A 16,987-nucleotide genomic window follows, 5' to 3' on the forward strand; every position below is an offset into this window, starting at 1 on the left:
AAGTGATCTTTTTTTCTCCTCTTTGCGTTTATCCTGTCGATCCCCCGGGAAACTATAAAGGTTATAGGGAGGCGGTATCTATGAAAGATCTATTCAGAAGAATTCATCAGCACGAACTAAACGACCTGTCTGCAGTTATCGCATATTATTTACTATTATCCCTGTTTCCGCTGCTTATTTTCTTAATTGCGCTGTTTCCTTATTTTTCACTTGATGTAACGCCGCTTTTGACATGGATTAATCACTATGTGCCTTCAGAGACAGCTGAGCTTTTAACAGAGCAGATCAGAAGCCTGTTCGGAGAAACCAACAGTTACATCCTTGCATTCGGCTTATTGGCTGCCTTATGGTCTGCAAGCAATGCTACACACATTCTAATCAGAGCGTTCAACCGGGCTCTTGAAATTAAAGAAACGCGTCCCTTTATCAAGGTGCGCATAGATGCTCTGCTGCTTGCCGCAGGGCTGATTATTACGATTACGATTGCATTGCTCCTGCCTGTATTCGGCAAAGTTATAATAAGCACATTAACGCGCTATGCACCGTTCCTTGAAGCCGTCAATCCGCTATTAAATCAGGCCAGATGGGTCATTTCCTTTTTCATGATTAATCTCGTCCTGCTTGCGCTGTATTACTTTGCTCCGAATGAAAAGCTGAAGTTTTTTGATATCTATTTCGGATCGCTGCTGGCAACAGTTCTTTGGACTTTAAGCTCTTACGGGTTTTCTTTCTATGTCGAAAACTTTAAAGCTTTTAATGCTGCATACGGAAGTTTGGGAGGCATTATCATTTTGCTCATCTGGATTTACTTTACCGCCTTTTCCATTCTGCTTGGCGGGGAAGTGAACGCGATGCGCGTCTGCAGGAGAAGGGATAAGTTCTGTCCGGATTGATATTTCCTTAATACACCAGTTTGATAAATTTGGAAGCGGGTATTTCACTTAGAGAAGACGCCTGAAGTGAAAGGAGACCGTATGCTTGATTTTGTGATCAATATGCTCAGGGAATTTGGAATATGGGGATTGATGGCGGGACTTGCGATTGAAGCATCCTCTCTCCCGTTTCCAGGCTCTCTTATCACCCTTGCCTATGGTTATCTGCTGAAGCTTTCCTTTATTGAAATCATTCTGATAGCTCTTTTAGGAAGTGCTGTCTATACGATTTTCAGTTTTATCCCTTATTGGATTGGCTATAAATTAGAGCACAAAATGAAAAAGAAGCTAACGAAAAAGAAGAAGACATTTGAAAAAACGCAGCGCTGGTTTAAAAAATGCGGACTTTGGAGCATCGCTCTCGCCCGTCCTTTCGGAATTGGGAACTACATTTCCTATGTCTCGGGACTTTCGAAAGTAAAGTGGGTCCCGTTTGCCGCTCTCACCTTTCTTGGAGTATTGCCTTTAAATATAGCGATGCTCTGGCTTGGACAGCTTGGAAGCCTCAAAACGGTGACAGCCTTTATGTCAGAGATGCAGATGTATGTCCTGATCATAGCAGGTGCAGGGATTGTCCTTTTCATAGTTTGGCGCTATATCAGCAAGAAAAGAGCATGTGCGCCTGCTGCGCAGCAGGAAACAAATTAAACAGAAAAAATCCAGGGGAAATCCCCTGGATTATTTTTTTGCCCCGCCCGCATACAGGATAACCAGCAGCACGGCAACGCCAATTGCAATGATGGTTCCTGCGGGAGGAGAAGTCATTAGAATACCTGCCAGGATTGCAAGCAGGGCCACTAGCGAGAACCAGGAGGAGTACGGATAGCTTTTCACATAAAAGCCACGAAGCTCTTCCCCCTTCTTCCTGCTTTTCAAGTGGGCGACTGTCAGCAGAATCCAAATGGACAGAATCGCATAGCCCGGCACGACCATCAAGTAACCGAAAGTCTTTTCCTCTGCAAAAACGGCAATGATCACACCGATGTAGAGAAAGGATGTGCTCGCAAGCAGAGCTCTGACAGGGACCTTTTTAGCAGACAGCTTTGAGAAATAGGACGGTGCATTTCCGCTCAGCGCCTGCGTGTAAAGCAGTCTTGATGCTGCATACATGCCTGTATTCGCAGCAGATATAACGGCTGTTAAGAGGACAAAATTCATAAAGCCTCCAACATACGGAATGCCGATTCGGTCAAAAACTGAGACAAACGGGCTTTCCGCTCCTACCATATTCCACGGCATGAGGCTTACAATAATTAAGATTGGAAGAACATAAAAAACAAGAATCCTTACGATGACACTCCGTGCGGCTCTCGGTATCACTTTTTCAGGATTTTCCGTTTCACCCAGCGTCATTCCAATCATTTCTGTTCCGCCAAAAGAAAACATGACAACAAGCATGGAGGCTGCAATTCCTGAAATGCCAAACGGCAAGAAGCCGCCGTGCTCTGTCAGATTTGAAAATCCGGCTGCACTTCCCCCGCCGATCCCCGTAAAGATCAGGACACCGCCTAGAATAATGAAAAGTGTAAGAACCGTAATTTTAAGCGCTGCAAGCCAGTATTCCGTTTCACCGAAAATACCTACTGCAAACAAATTTATGACCGTAATCAGGATGGAAACACCAAGTGACAGCAGCCACATCGGCACATCCGGAAACCAGTATTTCAGGAAACCGGCCGCAGCAGCCATCTCCGCTGCCATAACAAGCATCCAGCTGATAAAATAAATCCATCCGGCAAAGAATCCGGCAAACGGCCCGAGAATGGTTTCGATCAAATCTCTGAGCGTTTTTGCTTTCGGCTGCTGAACAGCCATTTCCGCCATTGCCTGCATCACAAAATAAAGAATAATGCCTGCCAGCAAGTACGAAATAATAACACCGGGGCCTGCAAGCTCAATCGATGAACTGCTCCCCTGGAAAATGCCTGCCCCAATGGCGCCGCCAAGTGCAATCATGGTGACGTGCCTTGATTTAAGCCCTCTGGCTAACTCGTCTTTTTGATCAGACGAATGGTGGTTTTTATTGCTCATGCTCGTCTCTCCTCATATATGGTCTATGCTCTTTTGTCTTGCACGTGTTATCTTAACAAAAAAGCAGATACATGAAAACAGTGTACGTCTCAGTCCTTGTGCGTAAGGTTCCACACTTCCATTAAAACCGGCATCTCTTTCTTTTCCTCCTCCGTTACAAGGTCCCATTGAATGCCGTCAGGCTTTTTATACGGAGTATCTGTCTCAATGATTCCCTGTTCGGTTACGATATAGTCCACGGGCAAATCATATGTATCAACCTTAAAGTCTTCCTCTGTTACCTGAATGCTGTGAATGGTCGAGATAACGGGCATGTCGGGATTGCCAAGCTCTCTCATAATGGCATACTCGCGGTCTGAATATCCCTCTCCTTTTCCAATTCTTCTCCCGTCCTTATGGACAGCAACAGAACCTGCAACAAACAGGTCGACCTTCGGCATCTCGGACAGAGAGATTTCCTTTCCATACTGCCTGATATTTTTTAAGCTTACAGCCTTCCTCTCTTCACCGGACGGGACCCATTCTCTTTTCAGCATGATAAATCCTGCTTTGAGCCTCGGCGTCGGAACGAGAAGGGTTTTCCCATCCTTGATCACACGGGCTCTAAGAGGAAGCTGCGGGGCGTCCGGATTGATTTTGACAACCTCCGCATTCTTGTAAATGTCCATCTGTGAAACAAGTTCGGCTGCTGCAGCCGCTCCCTTAAAGTTTGGAATTCGGTTCTTCAGCGGAAACGGGAAGCCTCCTAGCTTTTCATCCTCGAGCCTTTGCCACTTATTCTGTCTGATTTTATCTTTTGTGATCATGAAGCTCTCCTCCTCCTAATGTAAGGCCATGTGTTGCATGGTCTGACTGAATTTTACTGAATCCTGCACGTTCATAAAATCTTGCTGCCTCTTTTGTATCTGTTCGTAAAACAGCCGCTGAAAAGTTCGGAGCCGCCTCACGTAATAGCGTCTTTAAAAGCAGGGTTCCCGCTCCTTTTCTCCTGTACTCTTTTCCTACATAAAATCTTCTGATCCTGCATGTTCGTTTATCCTGATCGTACGGGTCCCGGTTTAGTCCCCCGACGGCAATTAATGTATCATGATGAAACACGCCAAACAGCGCTTCGCCCGGCAGACTGAACTTGTTTTTTCCGGTTTGGAAATCATGAACAAGCCTTTCAACTAATCGGAATCCCTCGCTTTTACTTTCTTCTAAAAGCGGGGTAATCTGTTTTTTTTGGAGTCTATTCATTCGTCTGACGATCATAGTGTACCCTCCTTCAAAGTTTTTTTCCGCCCGGTAGGCTAATCTTTGCCTTGTGACGGACAAGGTGATACGGTAGTAACAAATGTTCCAGTGCATAAAGGCACCGGAGCAAGCTTACAGAACCCAAGGAGGAATTTGAAGATGAGCCAAAAACAGATACTGCTTGCAGAACGCCCGTCGGGAAAACCGACTGCTGAAACCTTCCGCTACGCGGAAGTTCCTGTTCCATCACCCGAATCAGGACAAGTACTGATCCGCACTCTCTATCTGTCAGTCGATCCTTATATGCGCGGCCGGATGAACGAAGGGAAGTCCTACGTTGCTCCTTTCGAACTGAATCAGCCCATCTCTGGCGGAGTTGTCGGAGAGATTGTTGAAGCAAACGGCAGCAAGCTGAAAAAGGGAGACTTTGTCATCGGAAACCTCCCGTGGCAGGAATACTCTGTCGCAGGCGAAAATGAAGTGCGTCAAATAGATCCGTCCCTTGCCCCAATTCAGGCTTACCTCGGCATTCTTGGCATGCCCGGTTTGACGGCCTATTTTGGACTGCTTGATATCGGTAAGCCGAAGGAAGGCGAAACAGTAGTTGTATCAGGTGCTGCAGGTGCAGTAGGATCGATCGTCGGACAGCTTGCAAAAATCAAAGGCGCCCGCGTAGTCGGCATCGCCGGATCAGACGAAAAAATTTCCTACCTGATCGATGAACTAGGATTTGATGCTGCCATTAACTATAAAACACAAAACGTTGAAAAAGCGCTTGAAGAGGCATGCCCGAATGGAGTAGATGTCTACTATGATAATGTAGGCGGAGAAATTTCGGAAGCTGTTCATAAACTGCTGAACAAATTTGCCCGCATTCCTGTTTGCGGAGCAATCTCCACTTATAATTCAGACGGCAAAGACGTCGGTCCCCGCATCGAATCAACGCTGATTAAATCAAGCGTCCTGATGCAGGGCTTTGTTGTAGGGGACTTTTCCTCCCGCTTCGGCGAAGGCGCAAGAGAGCTTGGCGGCTGGCTGAAAGAAGGAAGACTGAAATATGAAGAGACGATTGTAGAAGGCTTTGAAAACATTCCCCAGGCATTCCTTGGCTTGTTCGAGGGCACGAACCTTGGCAAGCAGCTTGTGAAGGTTGCAGATCCTTCTGCTTGATTGCTGTTACTTTATAGAGAAAATCCCCCTGTTAGCTGATTTTTGGCTGATGGGGGATTTTTTTCTGGGTACAGTCCGGCGATTGGCCGTAATGACATGCTGATTTTACTCTTTGCTGATAGATTAACTATACGTTTAGTACTAATTACAGCTCATTTACTGCCTACTATCAGTTTACTACCAACAATCCTTTATTTACTGCCAACTTTCGCCGATTTACTACCAACTACAGATTATTTACTACCAACTATTCCTCATTTACAACCAACTCCTTTCCCACCGCTGCCTATCGCTTCTTACTGCCATTTACTAATAACCCGCTCACATAAAAAAAGAGAGCTATTAAGCTCCCTTTGAAGTGATTTACATTTTGCTTTCAGCTTTATCCAGAAGGACTTTCGCCAAATCTGACAGACTCTCAGTCGTCTTATTAATCTCCTGAATGGAATCCACGATTGCATCAAGGTCTGTTTTGTTTCGTTCAAACATTTCCATGTAGTTTTCCATTTCCGTCTTTACAGTAACTAATCCGCTGCGCACCTGCTGGATTTGGGACTGGGAGGTTTGGGTGGACTCGTTCATGGAACTCATAATCGTGACGATTGTATCCATGTGTTTATTGCTGTTAGAAGTAAGGGCATTGATTTCATTGCTGGTCCGCTTTGAATCTTCTGCTAGCTTTCTGACCTCGCTTGCAACAACCGCAAAGCCTTTGCCGTGATCGCCTGCTCTTGCTGCCTCAATGGATGCATTTAAAGCAAGAAGGTTTGTCTGGTCTGCAATGCCTTCAATTTCCTTTGTCATTCTCGTAATCTGGTCGGAAATCTTTTTAAGGTCTCCAATACCCTCGAGAGAGTTTTCGACTTTTGAAAATACTTCCCCGAAGACAGAGACCATTTCATCCATCTGTTTTTCATTTTCATTCGTCAGCTTCAGAAGATGTTCGCTTGTTTTCTTCGTAGATTGGATTTCCTCGCGAATTTGTTCTGCTTTTGCACTAGTATCATCCATTGTGGAATCAGTCAGCTGAACGGACGCCGCCATTTCCTGGCTGATTATGGACAGTTCTTTTTGCAGACTGATATTTTCCTCGTTCAATTCTTTCAGTTCGTTCATTCGTTTTTGCATATATTGATCAACAACAAGCTGGGAGTCCAAATTAATCGCATGTGTAATCGCAAGCAACGCTGTAGAAAGCTTTTGAGGTTCCTGATGCAGCAGCTCCACAACTTTCGGAAGCAGGAGTGTGCTGATGGCTGAATACGTAGAAAGAAACCACGTTACAGGCAAATGCGTCTGGCTGTGTGTGCCGCCGATCCGTTTTCTCATATCAAAAAAGCGGTCGTCCATCTCACCACTTAACAGACTTTGAAAGTAGTCAACAAACACAGCTTTTAATCGCTCCCGGGTGGAATGATCTGCTGCAATCCTGCTGAGCATCGGCTGTTTGTAAAGATGTGTCAGGACCTTTTCAAGAAGTTCGTCCAGAAGAGGCAGAACGACAGGCTTTAGCTCTTTTAAAACAGCCAGCTGTTCTTTCGTAAAACCCATATAGATCAGTCTTGCATTTATTTCTCGCTCTGAAGTGGCAATGACCGCGTCATCTTCAGGAAATTCCATAACCGGATGAAATGCATCCGTTGTCTGTTTCTTAGAAAAAAGTGTCAGCATGCTTGTTCTCCTTACCTTCTACCTTGAGATTCCCTTCTTGGAAAAGAAAGTTCTCTCCTTATATCGGCAGGAAACGGGAAACGATTAGAGGTGTCAAAAGATATAATGTGCCGGGTGAAGATTGTTTGTGAATAAACAAAAAACACAAACCCCGAGTCTGTGTTTTAGTTGACCAGCGAATGCTTGAACGCGTAGATAACAGCCTGAGTTCTGTCCTGCACATCCAGCTTGCTTAGTATGTTGCTTACATGCGTTTTGACTGTTTTCAGCGCGATGAACAGTTCATCAGCTATTTCCTGATTTGTTTTTCCTTCAGCCACAAGCAGAAGGATCTCCATTTCGCGGGCAGTCAGTTCATCGTGCGGATGATGGACAGGCTTCTGCCTCATTTTCATCATCATTTTTCCTGTCACTTCTGGTTCAAGAACAGAATGTCCGTGGAATGTCTTTCTTACTGCCTCTGCAATTTCACTTGCCTTGGATGTTTTGAGCATATAGCTTGTCGCACCTGCTTCAAGCGCCGGGTATACTTTTTCATCGTCAAGAAAGCTTGTGACGATGATGATTTTTGCTTCCGGCCACTTTTCAATAATCTGCCGGGTAGCTTCAATTCCGTCCATTCCGTCCATGACAAGGTCCATCAAAATGATATCAGGCCGCAGTTCGAGGGCCAGTTCAATTGCTGTAAAGCCATTGTCCGCCTCACCGACAACCTCAATGTCGCTTTGGGCTGCAAGATAAGAAGATACCCCGATCCTTACCATTTCATGATCATCTACAAATAATACCTTAATCATCCTTTTCCCCCCTTACAAGCGGAATTTTGACTTCAAGCTTTGTGCCTTTTCCGGGAAAACTCACAATCTTTAGTGTTCCGCCAAGCTGTGCCGCCCGTTCGTGCATGTTCTGCAAGCCGTAGCTTCCTGTTTTGGCTGCATCTACTTTGAATCCGATTCCGTCATCGATCACTCTGAGGAGCACCAGATCATCCCGCTCGATAAACAGCACTTCAAGCGTTTCTGCTTTTGAATGCCTGAGCGTATTTGAAACGGATTCCTGCAGGATTCTGAATAAATGATCCTCTATTCCTTTATCAAGCTGCACATCTTCCATTTTCCAGCTGACTTCCATCGGCACCTTTTGTGAAAGTTCCTGAAGCAGATCTTTCATGCCTTCCTGAAGAGTTTTTCCTTTCAGGGCGGCAGGACGCAGATGAAGCAGGAGCGCTCTCATTTCAAGCTGTGACTGATGAATCATCTGCTCAACCATCTGCAGCTGCCTGTTTTCTGCTTCCGCCCTGCTGTCACTTGATTCGTTGATCGCTGACATCATCATTGATGCTGCGAACAGCTGCTGGCTGACAGAGTCGTGAAGCTCTCGTGCAAGCCTGTTGCGTTCTTCGGAGACGATTTTCTGAATGCGTTTTTCCTGTTCTTCAGCTTTTTCATTTGCGAGTTTTTGCGACAGCTTTGTCTGCTCCGTCAAATGCTTCTGCAGCTGGCGCAAAGAATGCCACATCTTCTCAAAGTCACCTGATTTTTTCGGAAAGTCACTATCCACATACTTTCCCCGGGCAAGCTGGGAAAGGGCGTCTGAAAGCTGTCCAATATCGCTGCGCAGAAAAACGCCCGAGTAAAGCCCCAGCAGCAGTCCGATAAACACACTGACGGCCGGGACAAAATAAATAAACGGAAGATCAAGCATCTCTTTCTCCCAAAGAATGCTCCAGTCGTTCAGAGGAAACATGAAAAAATAACTTGCCGAAAGAAAAACAAGGACAGAAACCGAAATCGCAGCACCAAGAGCCATTTGTCTCAGAATGCTGGTCATATCCGCTTCACCTCTAAGTCTCCGACAATAGAAGAAGTAATAATTTTCACTTTCTGAACCGAAGCATCATACCCTGCTGTCTGATAGGAAATGCTCTGATTAAACAATTTGGGCTCATGATGGCCGAAAACGCGGACAGCTCCTGCAAATGACGAATGCTGGACAGACACATCCACTTCATAAGGAATGAGAATCTTTACATTCCCTATAAAATTGCGGATGATAATCATATTTTCCTCTTTCGGCAGTACCGTATTGCTCAAATCAACGATCGTATCGCCGATGCCATTCTGTATATTAATATCATTCCACTCATAAATCTCTTCAGGCGTTGACTGCTGCCCGAATACATTGTTTCCAAGAATCGGTCTTTTATAAATCACATCTTCTTTTTTTAAAGAGAGAGATTCTTTCAATTGGGGTTCAACAACTGCAGGTGCCTTTTTCGAATGCCTGTATTGAACAAGCAGATAAATTGCCAGGGCACAGATAAGAAACTTCACTGCCCACAAATTCATAACGGTGATAATCAAACTGATCAACCCGAACCAAAACAGCAGCTTCCCCGTCTTTTTGCTGAGTCTCTTTTTTCCAAAATAAACACAGACAGACGACAGAAGCAGGAAAAAGATAAGTCCACCGTGATCAAAAAAGACTTCAAGCATTAAAAGAACGACCCCAATTAAAAGAATATACGTAATCACATCGGCGTTGGCTTTTTTGAGCATGTGGGCTTACCTCCTTATTAGAAAAGCGGAAGCGGCCGGTTAGCTCCGGAAGCCAGATAAGAAATCACACGAAAAGTCCGGTTTTGACTTTTTGGGGGATTTTGTTCTGGCGGAGGAGTTGGCCGCTGGAGCTAGACAATGTGCAGAACTCTGTATATCTCTTTACTTGAAAAGCGGAAGCGCTCGTTTAGCTCCGGGAGTCAGATAAGAAATCACACGAAAAGTCCGGTTTTGACTTTTTGGGGGATTTTGTTCTGACAGAGGAGTTGAGCGCTGCAGCTGGACAGTGTGCAGAATTCTATATTCTTCTTTACTTTGAAAAGCGGAAGCGGCCGGTTAGCTCCGGAAGCCAGATAAGAAATCACACGAAAAGTCCGGTTTTGACTTTTTAGGGGATTTTGTTCTGGCGGAGGAGTTGGCCGCTGGAGCTAGACAATGTGCAGAATTCTATATTCTTCTTTACTTTGAAAAGCGGAAGCGGCCGGTTAGCTCCGGAAGTCAGATAAGAACTGAACCGAAAAGTCCGCTTTTGACTTTTTGGGGCAGTTTGTTCTGGCGGAGGAGTTGGCCGCTGAAGCTAGACAGTGTGCAGAACTCTATACTCTTATTACCTAAGAAATGGCTCGTTTAGCTCCGGAAGCCAGATAAGAAATCACACGAAAAGTCCGCTTTTGACTTTTTGGGGGATTTTGTTCTGGCGGAGGAGTTGGCCGCTGAAGCTGGACAGTGTGCAGAATTTTATATTCTTTCATTTAATATCTGTACAAAACACCTTCCAAAAAAGGCGCAGAAACCCGCGCCTTCTATAGGATACCATGTTTTCAGACTGCAGAATCCTCTTTTTTCAGTTCTTTTTCGAGCTGAGCGATTCTTCCGTCAATTGTGCTGCGGTAGTAGCCCGTATTCACTTCGTTTTCAAGTCGGTCAATATAGCTTTCCAATTCATCAAAACGTGTATGTGCTCCTTGTGAATAGCTGCTGCTGTCGAGGACCTTATTCATGCGGTGAGATGCGCGGGCTGTATTTTCCCGGCCCATCAATTCCATGCGTTTAATGTACATGTCCTTTAGTTTATGTTTCATTTCTTCATACTTGCGCTCAAGTTCCGCAAGCTGGCCTGACACTTCTTTAAGTGATTCACTGATTCGTACTGTCCGTTCCTGATACTGTTCATGCTCTCTTACTGCAAACTCATGCAGCTCGCTTTCTCCTGCCTGTGCGGCAATGTCAGCCTGGCGTTTGCGTTTTTCCGCGAGATGCTCAGCCTGCTTTAATTCACGCGTAAATTCTTCTTTAAGCAGATACTGTCTCTCCACTAATTTGCGGACTTTATCAGTTTCCTGTTCGCATTCTCTTAAATACTGATTCAATAAGGCGATTGGGTTTTTCTTTTCCTTTTGGTCCAGAATTTCATGAAAATCGGCTGCAAGTGTTTCTTTGATTCGTGTCAATAAATTGCTCATCATGTATCTCTCCTCAGTTAATTAATTGTTTTTTTTCATTTCTGCCCATTGGCGTTCGAAGTTCGTAAATGGATCGGCTGATTCTTTTTCTGCCGTCACTTCTTTGTTGTTCCATTTTTTGTATACTACATAAAGGATGTATGCTGCCGCTGCGCCGATCACTGCCGGAAGGTTTGAAGCTGATGCACAGAGTGCAATGATTCCGGCGATTACCCAGAAAATTTTCATTCCCTTTGAATCTGTTTTCATGAACCCTTTATATGCGTAATAAAGGATGACCAGGCTGATAGCCAGTGCAAGCATTGGCGCAAGGTTTGCCAGCAGCACGATTGCTGCAATCCCTCCAATGATCAGTAACCCGAATTTTTTCATGTTCTGTTCCTCCTTTCTATAGTTCTATCCTACCTTCCATGCGGTTTTCCCATAACGAGCCTGAGCTTTAATTTGAACTAAGACCTGAGGCTTAGCTCCTTACAGACCTTAATAATCTTCATGAAAAAGCTGTTTACACATTTACACATTCGTTTGCTGCACAATCCGCCTCCAAAACCATCTAAAAAACCTCAAAATAATAAATTTTTAAATAATTTTAAAAATTCCCTCTTGTTCAATACTTCTTTCCTTGTTATCATAGTGAACATTCAACAAAGAGGAGACAGGAGGCATTTTAGTGAAAAAGAAATATTTAATAGGAATTCTTATTTTCATCCCATTTTTACAGATTCTTTTGCTTCCTTTTGCCAATAAAATTGAACCGGTGATCCTCGGGCTCCCGTTTCTTCAATTTTGGCTCTTCCTGTGGATCGCGGTTACGCCGCTTTGCACATGGGCAATTTTCAGAATCCAGAAAAAACAGGGAGGTCTTGAATAATGCAGCAGGGAAATACAACAGCATTGGGCATCACGATTTGTATCATCTTAACCGTTGTATTAATCGGTTTTCTTGCAGGCCGTGACAAGTCTTCCAGAAGTTCTGTAGAAGAATGGTCAGTCGGAGGAAGAAAATTCGGCGGGCTTCTCGTTTGGTTCCTTGTCGGCGCTGACCTTTATACGGCCTATACATTCCTTGGTCTGACAAGTACAGCATTCCAAGCCGGAAGCGTAGCGTTTTTCGCTATTCCCTATTCCGTTTTAGCTTATTTTATCGCCTATTTCTTCCTTCCGAAGCTATGGAGGACGGCAAAGGAATTTCAGTTCACTACTCTTGCTGACTATGCCCGTGATCGTTTTGACAGCAAGCTTCTTTCTTCGCTGATTGCGATTGTCGGCGTACTGATGCTGATTCCATATATCGATCTGCAGCTGAGCGGCATCATGGATACCCTGCGTGTGGCAGGTACAGGCTACATCAATGTTACGGTTGTCGTGATTACATCCTTTTTCCTTGTTGCCCTGTACACGTTTTTCAGCGGAATTAAAGGACCTACTTATACAGCAATCATTAAAGATGTTCTTGTTTGGGCCATCATGCTTTTCATGGTCGCCTCCCTGCCGATTATCCATTTCGGCGGATGGACGCCGATGATTGATAAGGTCATCACGGATGCACCGCAGCTCCTGACCATCCCTCAGTCAGGTCCAAAAGGCTTAATGTGGTTTGCAACAGCAGCCATCGTGTCGTCACTGGCACTTTTCATGTGGGCTCACGCAGCAACAGGCGTCTTCACAGCAAAAAGCGAAGATGCCATCAGAAAAAATTCTATGTTCCTGCCCCTATATAACGTTGTTTTAATTCTCGTCATTTTCCTTGGCTTTATTGCCTATCTGGTACTGCCGGGCGAAACAGATCCGCGGTTTGCATTGCTTACACTGATTCAAACATCATACGGCGGCATTGCCCAGGGACTTGCTTATTCAACAATTGCCCTTGCATCCCTGATTCCATGTTCAATTATGGCCATTGGTGCATCCAACCTGTTTGCAAACAATATCTACAGAGACTTGATCAACCCTAAAGTAAAACCGGCGAAGCTGACAATGATTACACGCAGCATGGTCTTTTTGGTTATCGGACTTGCCCTCGTATTCGGACTCCTGTTCCCCACAGCGCTCGTTTCGCTTCAGCTGCTTGGAGTATCCGGTATGGTGCAGATCTTCCCTGCTGTCGTACTAAGCCTCTTCTGGCAAAAGCAGACGCGGGAAGCAACGATTATCGGCTTGCTTGTCGGACTTGGCGTGACATTCACCGTCTACGGTACAGGTCTTTCGTTTGGCATTTATGAAGGATTCTGGGGACTTTCTGCCAACTTCCTTGCGTTATTGGTTTTAAATCCTTTGTTTAGAGCAAAATCAACAAACGTTTCTGCCTTTCTTTTTCATAAGAAAAACCATAATTCAGCTATCAGAAAAGGCGCTTAAACAGCAGGCACATCATGTGCCTGTTTTTTTCTGGTTTCCTTCTTTTTAAAAAAGGGGATAATATCTCCATTACATATAACAAAGGGAGGCTAAACCATTGAATCTTTCAGGAAAAGTTGCCATTGTGACCGGAGCAAGCTCAGGAATTGGAGAAGCGGCGGCCATCAAGCTTGCTGAACAGGGGGCAAAAGTTGCGCTGCTTGATATAAAAGAAGAAAATGCGGAAAGCGTAAAAAAGAAAATTGAAGAAATGAACGGCGAGGCCATCATTGTCGAATGCGACGTATCTGATGCCGAAAGGATGGAAACCAGCTATAAAAAGGTCATTGATGCTTGGGGCAGGCTCGATATTGTTTTTGCAAACGCAGGAATCAACGGAAGGTGGACTCCTATTGAAGATCTTTCTCCTGAGGACTGGGACCAGACGATCAATACGAATTTGCGAAGCACCTTTTTAAGCGTAAAATATGCCATTCCCTATATGAAGAAAAACGGCGGGAGCATCATTATCACAAGCTCAATCAACGGTACCCGCATGTTTAGAGGGTTTGGACGCTCCGCCTACAGCACGTCAAAAGTCGGACAGGTCGGTTTCGGGAAAATGGCTGCCCTCGAGCTTGCAGGCTATAAGATCAGAGTCAACATGATCTGTCCGGGAGCAATCGAAACAAACATCGACAGCAACACCTTTGCCGAAGAAGAAAACATTGAAAAAGTAGAAGTTCCGGTTGAGTTTCCTGAAGGAGAACAGCCGCTTGAACAAAAAGCTGGCTCGCCTGAACAGGTCGCAGATCTCGTGTACTTCCTTGCATCTGACCTTTCAAGCCATATTACAGGGACAGAGGTCTATATAGACGGCGCCGAATCCCTTCTCTAATGGGAATGAAAACCTCCCTCCGGACGCAAAATAAGAACCAGCTGATCATAAGGAGGAATTTTCATGACAAACAAAAACGATAACCGCGAATCGAAAAACAAGTACCCAAACAATAAAAAGCAGGATACTGAGTTTTCAAAAGAAATCAATATCCGAAGTGAGCAAACGAAAAAGGACTTGGGGAAATGAATTGTAAAGGCAGTCAGGTGGAATCCTGACTGCCTTTTTCTATTGGTGCAGCTTTATGGAAGTTGTTTGTGGTTGATAAGTACCACCAAGATTTGAGTTACTTGAACTGATGATTCTTATAAGCTTGATAAGTACCACCAAACACTGAGTTATTTGAATTGATGGTTCTTATAAGCTTGATAAGTACTACCAAACACTGAGTTCCTTGAATTGATGGTTCTTATCAGCTTGTTAAGTACCATCAACCTCTGAGATTCTTGACTTGATGGTTCTTATAAGCCCGATAAGTACCACCAACCTCTTCATTCCTTGAATTGATGGTTCTTATCAGCTTGTTAAGTACCACCAAACCCTGAGTTTCTTGAATTGATGGTTCTTTTAAGCTCGATAAGTACTACCAAACACTGAGTTCCTTGAATTGATGGTTCTTTTCCGCTCTATAAGTGCCATCAACCTCTAAGTTTCTTGGATTGATGGTTCTATTTTGATTAAGCCTCCAGGCAATAACTCCACCTATCAAACCCAACCACCAAAAAATGCCCCGGACATTTCACCCGGGGCACTTTCATTTCATTCACTGCTTCGCTTTTTCAATTTCTTCTACCATAAGGGAAAGCTCTTCCCACCGTTCCATTGTGGCTTCAAGCTCGGCTTCGACGGCCTGCTGCTGTTCCATCAGCTGCTGGATCTTACCGTAGTCGCTGCCGCTTGAGGCAATCTGAGCCTCAAGTGCTTCATTTTTCTCCTCAAGCTCTGCAATCTTGTCCTCAATAACATCCCACTCCTGCTGTTCTTTGTAGGAGAGTTTTTTGCGCTGCTTCGGAGCGGTTTCCTGAGGTTTGGCAGCTTCTTTTTTTTCAGGTTCTTTTACCTGTTTCCGGGAATCCATGAAGTCTGTATAGCTCCCCTGGAATCTGCTGACAGCCCCGTTTCCTTCAAAAACAAGAAGTCGGTCTACCACGCGGTCGAGGAAGTAGCGGTCATGGGATACGGTAATGACAACACCGGGAAACTGGTCGAGATAGTCTTCCAGGACGCTCAGGGTTTGGGTGTCCAAGTCATTTGTCGGCTCATCCAGAAACAGCACGTTCGGCTCCTGCATCAGAACTTTCAGCAGGTACAGTCTGCGGCGTTCTCCCCCTGAGAGCTTGCGGATGTAGGTCCACTGCATAGAGCGCGGGAACATGAACCGCTCCAGCATCTGCTCGGCTGTGATTGTTTGGTGATCTACAGTCTGAACAACTTCTGCGACTTCCTTAATATATTCGACTACGCGAAGATCCTCATCCATCGCTTCGTGATCCTGGGTGTAGTAGCCGATTTTCACCGTTTCACCTATTTCAACGGTACCGCTATCAGGCTGGATGCGTCCTGCGATGATGTTCAGCAGTGTTGATTTTCCGCTTCCGTTTGGTCCGATAATGCCAAGCCTTTCTCCGGGAACAACAAGGTAGCTGACATCCTTCATCAGAGTCCTGTCCTGGAATGATTTAGACACATCTTCAAGCTCGATGACTTTTTTGCCAAGCCGGGTTGAACCGATGGCAAAATCAACACTTTGCTTAGCGGCAGGCCCTTCCTGGTTTTGAAGCTCCTCTGCACGTCCGATGCGGGCTTTTTGCTTTGTTGTTCTTGCTTTGGCTCCCCTTCTCAGCCAGGCGAGCTCCCTGCGAAGCAAGTTCTGGCGCTTGGATTCAGACTGTTCGGCGTTAAACTCCCGCTCTGCCTTTTTCTCAAGAAACACCTCGTAATTTCCTTCATATACATACAGCTTTCCATATTCCAGTTCAAAAATCTGGTTCGTTACCCGATTCAAAAAATAGCGGTCATGCGTAACAAGCAAAATCGATCCTTTATACTGGGCCAAAAAAGCTTCAAGCCATTCAATCGTTTCGTTGTCCAGATGGTTGGTAGGCTCATCAAGAATGAGCAGGTCTGCAGGCTGGATCAATGCTTTTGCAATTGCCACCCGTTTTTTTTGGCCGCCGGACAGCTGGCGCACCGGCTTTGCGAAATCAGAAATGCCAAGCCGTGTAAGAACTGTTTTGGCAACCGTATTTGCTTCCCACGCATCATGTTCATCCATTTTTTGCTGAAGGGCAAGCAGCCTGGACTGCTTTTTCTCATCCTCAGGGTTTTGTTCAAGTTCTGACAGGGCGAGCTCATATTCGCGCATCACTCTCATGATCTGAGAGTCGCCGTAATAAATTTGCTCAAGAACAGACAGCTCCTCTTCAAGTTCTGGCTGCTGCGGAAGATACTCGATATGAAACGAGTTGGAGTGAATCAGTTTCCCTTCTTCAGCCGTTTCAACTCCTGCAAGGAATTTCAGCAGGGTCGATTTTCCCGTGCCATTCGTTCCGATCAGGCCAATCCGCTGTTTTTCAGCAATCGAAAAAGAAATGTGATCAAACAATGTTTTTTCACCGTATGTTTTATATAAATTCTCTACAGAAAGAATGCTCATGCCAAACTCCGCCCTTATTCAAGATTTCATTCCTT

The 16,987-nt window shown here is 45.0% G+C and carries 17 protein-coding genes; 7 read left to right on the top strand and 10 right to left on the bottom strand.

Features of this window, described 5'->3' with window-relative positions; translation table 11 throughout:
- Positions 1–80 precede the first annotated feature (80 nt).
- A complete protein-coding gene (locus ACTSEZ_RS15680) occupies positions 81–893 on the top strand; it encodes a YihY/virulence factor BrkB family protein (RefSeq protein WP_029285812.1) in 813 nt (270 codons plus the stop codon).
- A gap of 66 nt (positions 894–959) precedes the next feature.
- Positions 960–1,580: a DedA family protein gene (locus ACTSEZ_RS15685; RefSeq protein WP_369735165.1), complete on the top strand. Its 621-nt coding sequence runs from the start codon at positions 960–962 to the stop codon at positions 1,578–1,580.
- Positions 1,581–1,610: 30 nt separating this feature from the next.
- Here the strand turns inward: ACTSEZ_RS15685 and ACTSEZ_RS15690 are convergent, their stop codons facing one another.
- The 3 genes from ACTSEZ_RS15690 to ACTSEZ_RS15700 form a co-directional block, all read right to left on the bottom strand.
- Entirely contained in the window at positions 1,611–2,963 is a 1,353-nt protein-coding gene (locus ACTSEZ_RS15690; RefSeq protein WP_369735167.1) for an amino acid permease, read from the bottom strand.
- Between the two features lie 89 nt (positions 2,964–3,052).
- A complete protein-coding gene (locus ACTSEZ_RS15695; protein ID WP_369735168.1) occupies positions 3,053–3,769 on the bottom strand; it encodes a 5-formyltetrahydrofolate cyclo-ligase in 717 nt (238 codons plus the stop codon).
- The gene (locus tag ACTSEZ_RS15700) at positions 3,753–4,217 is read right to left on the bottom strand and encodes a GNAT family N-acetyltransferase (RefSeq protein WP_369735169.1); all 465 of its coding nucleotides are present in this window, start codon (positions 4,215–4,217) and stop codon (positions 3,753–3,755) included. Before ACTSEZ_RS15700 ends, ACTSEZ_RS15695 begins: the two co-directional genes overlap by 17 nt.
- Positions 4,218–4,352: 135 nt before the next feature.
- On the opposite strand from ACTSEZ_RS15700, the gene ACTSEZ_RS15705 reads away from it, so the two are divergent.
- On the top strand, positions 4,353–5,369 hold the full coding sequence (locus tag ACTSEZ_RS15705) for an NADP-dependent oxidoreductase (RefSeq protein WP_369735170.1): 1,017 nt from the start codon (positions 4,353–4,355) through the stop codon (positions 5,367–5,369).
- 363 nt (positions 5,370–5,732) lie between these two features.
- On the opposite strand, the gene ACTSEZ_RS15710 is transcribed toward ACTSEZ_RS15705, so the two are convergent.
- The 6 genes from ACTSEZ_RS15710 to ACTSEZ_RS15735 all read right to left on the bottom strand — a co-directional run bounded on the left by ACTSEZ_RS15710 (position 5,733) and on the right by ACTSEZ_RS15735 (position 11,433).
- Positions 5,733–7,040 (bottom strand): methyl-accepting chemotaxis protein, encoded by a 1,308-nt coding sequence (locus ACTSEZ_RS15710; RefSeq protein WP_369735172.1) that lies wholly within the window; start codon positions 7,038–7,040, stop codon positions 5,733–5,735.
- A gap of 164 nt (positions 7,041–7,204) precedes the next feature.
- Positions 7,205–7,837 (bottom strand): response regulator transcription factor, encoded by a 633-nt coding sequence (locus ACTSEZ_RS15715; RefSeq protein ID WP_029285799.1) that lies wholly within the window; start codon positions 7,835–7,837, stop codon positions 7,205–7,207.
- Positions 7,830–8,870 carry a sensor histidine kinase gene (locus tag ACTSEZ_RS15720; RefSeq protein WP_369735173.1) on the bottom strand — a complete coding sequence of 347 codons (1,041 nt, stop codon included), beginning with the start codon at positions 8,868–8,870 and terminating at the stop codon, positions 7,830–7,832. Before ACTSEZ_RS15720 ends, ACTSEZ_RS15715 begins: the two co-directional genes overlap by 8 nt.
- Complete coding sequence (liaF, locus tag ACTSEZ_RS15725; protein WP_369735174.1) at positions 8,867–9,598, bottom strand: cell wall-active antibiotics response protein LiaF; 732 nt, start codon at positions 9,596–9,598, stop codon at positions 8,867–8,869. Before liaF ends, ACTSEZ_RS15720 begins: the two co-directional genes overlap by 4 nt.
- 821 nt (positions 9,599–10,419) lie before the next feature.
- A complete protein-coding gene (locus ACTSEZ_RS15730; protein WP_369735175.1) occupies positions 10,420–11,061 on the bottom strand; it encodes a PspA/IM30 family protein in 642 nt (213 codons plus the stop codon).
- 21 nt (positions 11,062–11,082) lie between these two features.
- Entirely contained in the window at positions 11,083–11,433 is a 351-nt protein-coding gene (locus ACTSEZ_RS15735) for a lmo0954 family membrane protein (RefSeq protein ID WP_029567146.1), read from the bottom strand.
- A 298-nt stretch (positions 11,434–11,731) separates the two neighbouring features.
- Here ACTSEZ_RS15735 and ACTSEZ_RS15740 point away from each other — a divergent pair, with 298 nt between their 5' ends.
- The 4 genes from ACTSEZ_RS15740 to ACTSEZ_RS15755 all read left to right on the top strand — a co-directional run bounded on the left by ACTSEZ_RS15740 (position 11,732) and on the right by ACTSEZ_RS15755 (position 14,485).
- Positions 11,732–11,932 (top strand): DUF3311 domain-containing protein, encoded by a 201-nt coding sequence (locus tag ACTSEZ_RS15740; RefSeq protein ID WP_369735176.1) that lies wholly within the window; start codon positions 11,732–11,734, stop codon positions 11,930–11,932.
- Complete coding sequence (locus ACTSEZ_RS15745; RefSeq protein ID WP_369735177.1) at positions 11,932–13,419, top strand: sodium:solute symporter family protein; 1,488 nt, start codon at positions 11,932–11,934, stop codon at positions 13,417–13,419. The genes ACTSEZ_RS15740 and ACTSEZ_RS15745 overlap by 1 nt, the downstream gene beginning before the upstream one ends.
- A gap of 97 nt (positions 13,420–13,516) precedes the next feature.
- Positions 13,517–14,296 (top strand): SDR family oxidoreductase, encoded by a 780-nt coding sequence (locus ACTSEZ_RS15750; protein ID WP_369735179.1) that lies wholly within the window; start codon positions 13,517–13,519, stop codon positions 14,294–14,296.
- Positions 14,297–14,359: 63 nt separating this feature from the next.
- The gene (locus tag ACTSEZ_RS15755; protein WP_267881666.1) at positions 14,360–14,485 is read left to right on the top strand and encodes a hypothetical protein; all 126 of its coding nucleotides are present in this window, start codon (positions 14,360–14,362) and stop codon (positions 14,483–14,485) included.
- A 574-nt stretch (positions 14,486–15,059) separates the two neighbouring features.
- Here the strand turns inward: ACTSEZ_RS15755 and ACTSEZ_RS15760 are convergent.
- Positions 15,060–16,952 (bottom strand): ABC-F family ATP-binding cassette domain-containing protein, encoded by a 1,893-nt coding sequence (locus ACTSEZ_RS15760; RefSeq protein ID WP_369735180.1) that lies wholly within the window; start codon positions 16,950–16,952, stop codon positions 15,060–15,062.
- Positions 16,953–16,987 lie beyond the last annotated feature (35 nt).

Source organism: Metabacillus mesotrionivorans (assembly GCF_052171315.1).
In the GTDB taxonomy this organism is placed as follows: Bacteria; Bacillota; Bacilli; order Bacillales; family Bacillaceae; genus Bacillus_P.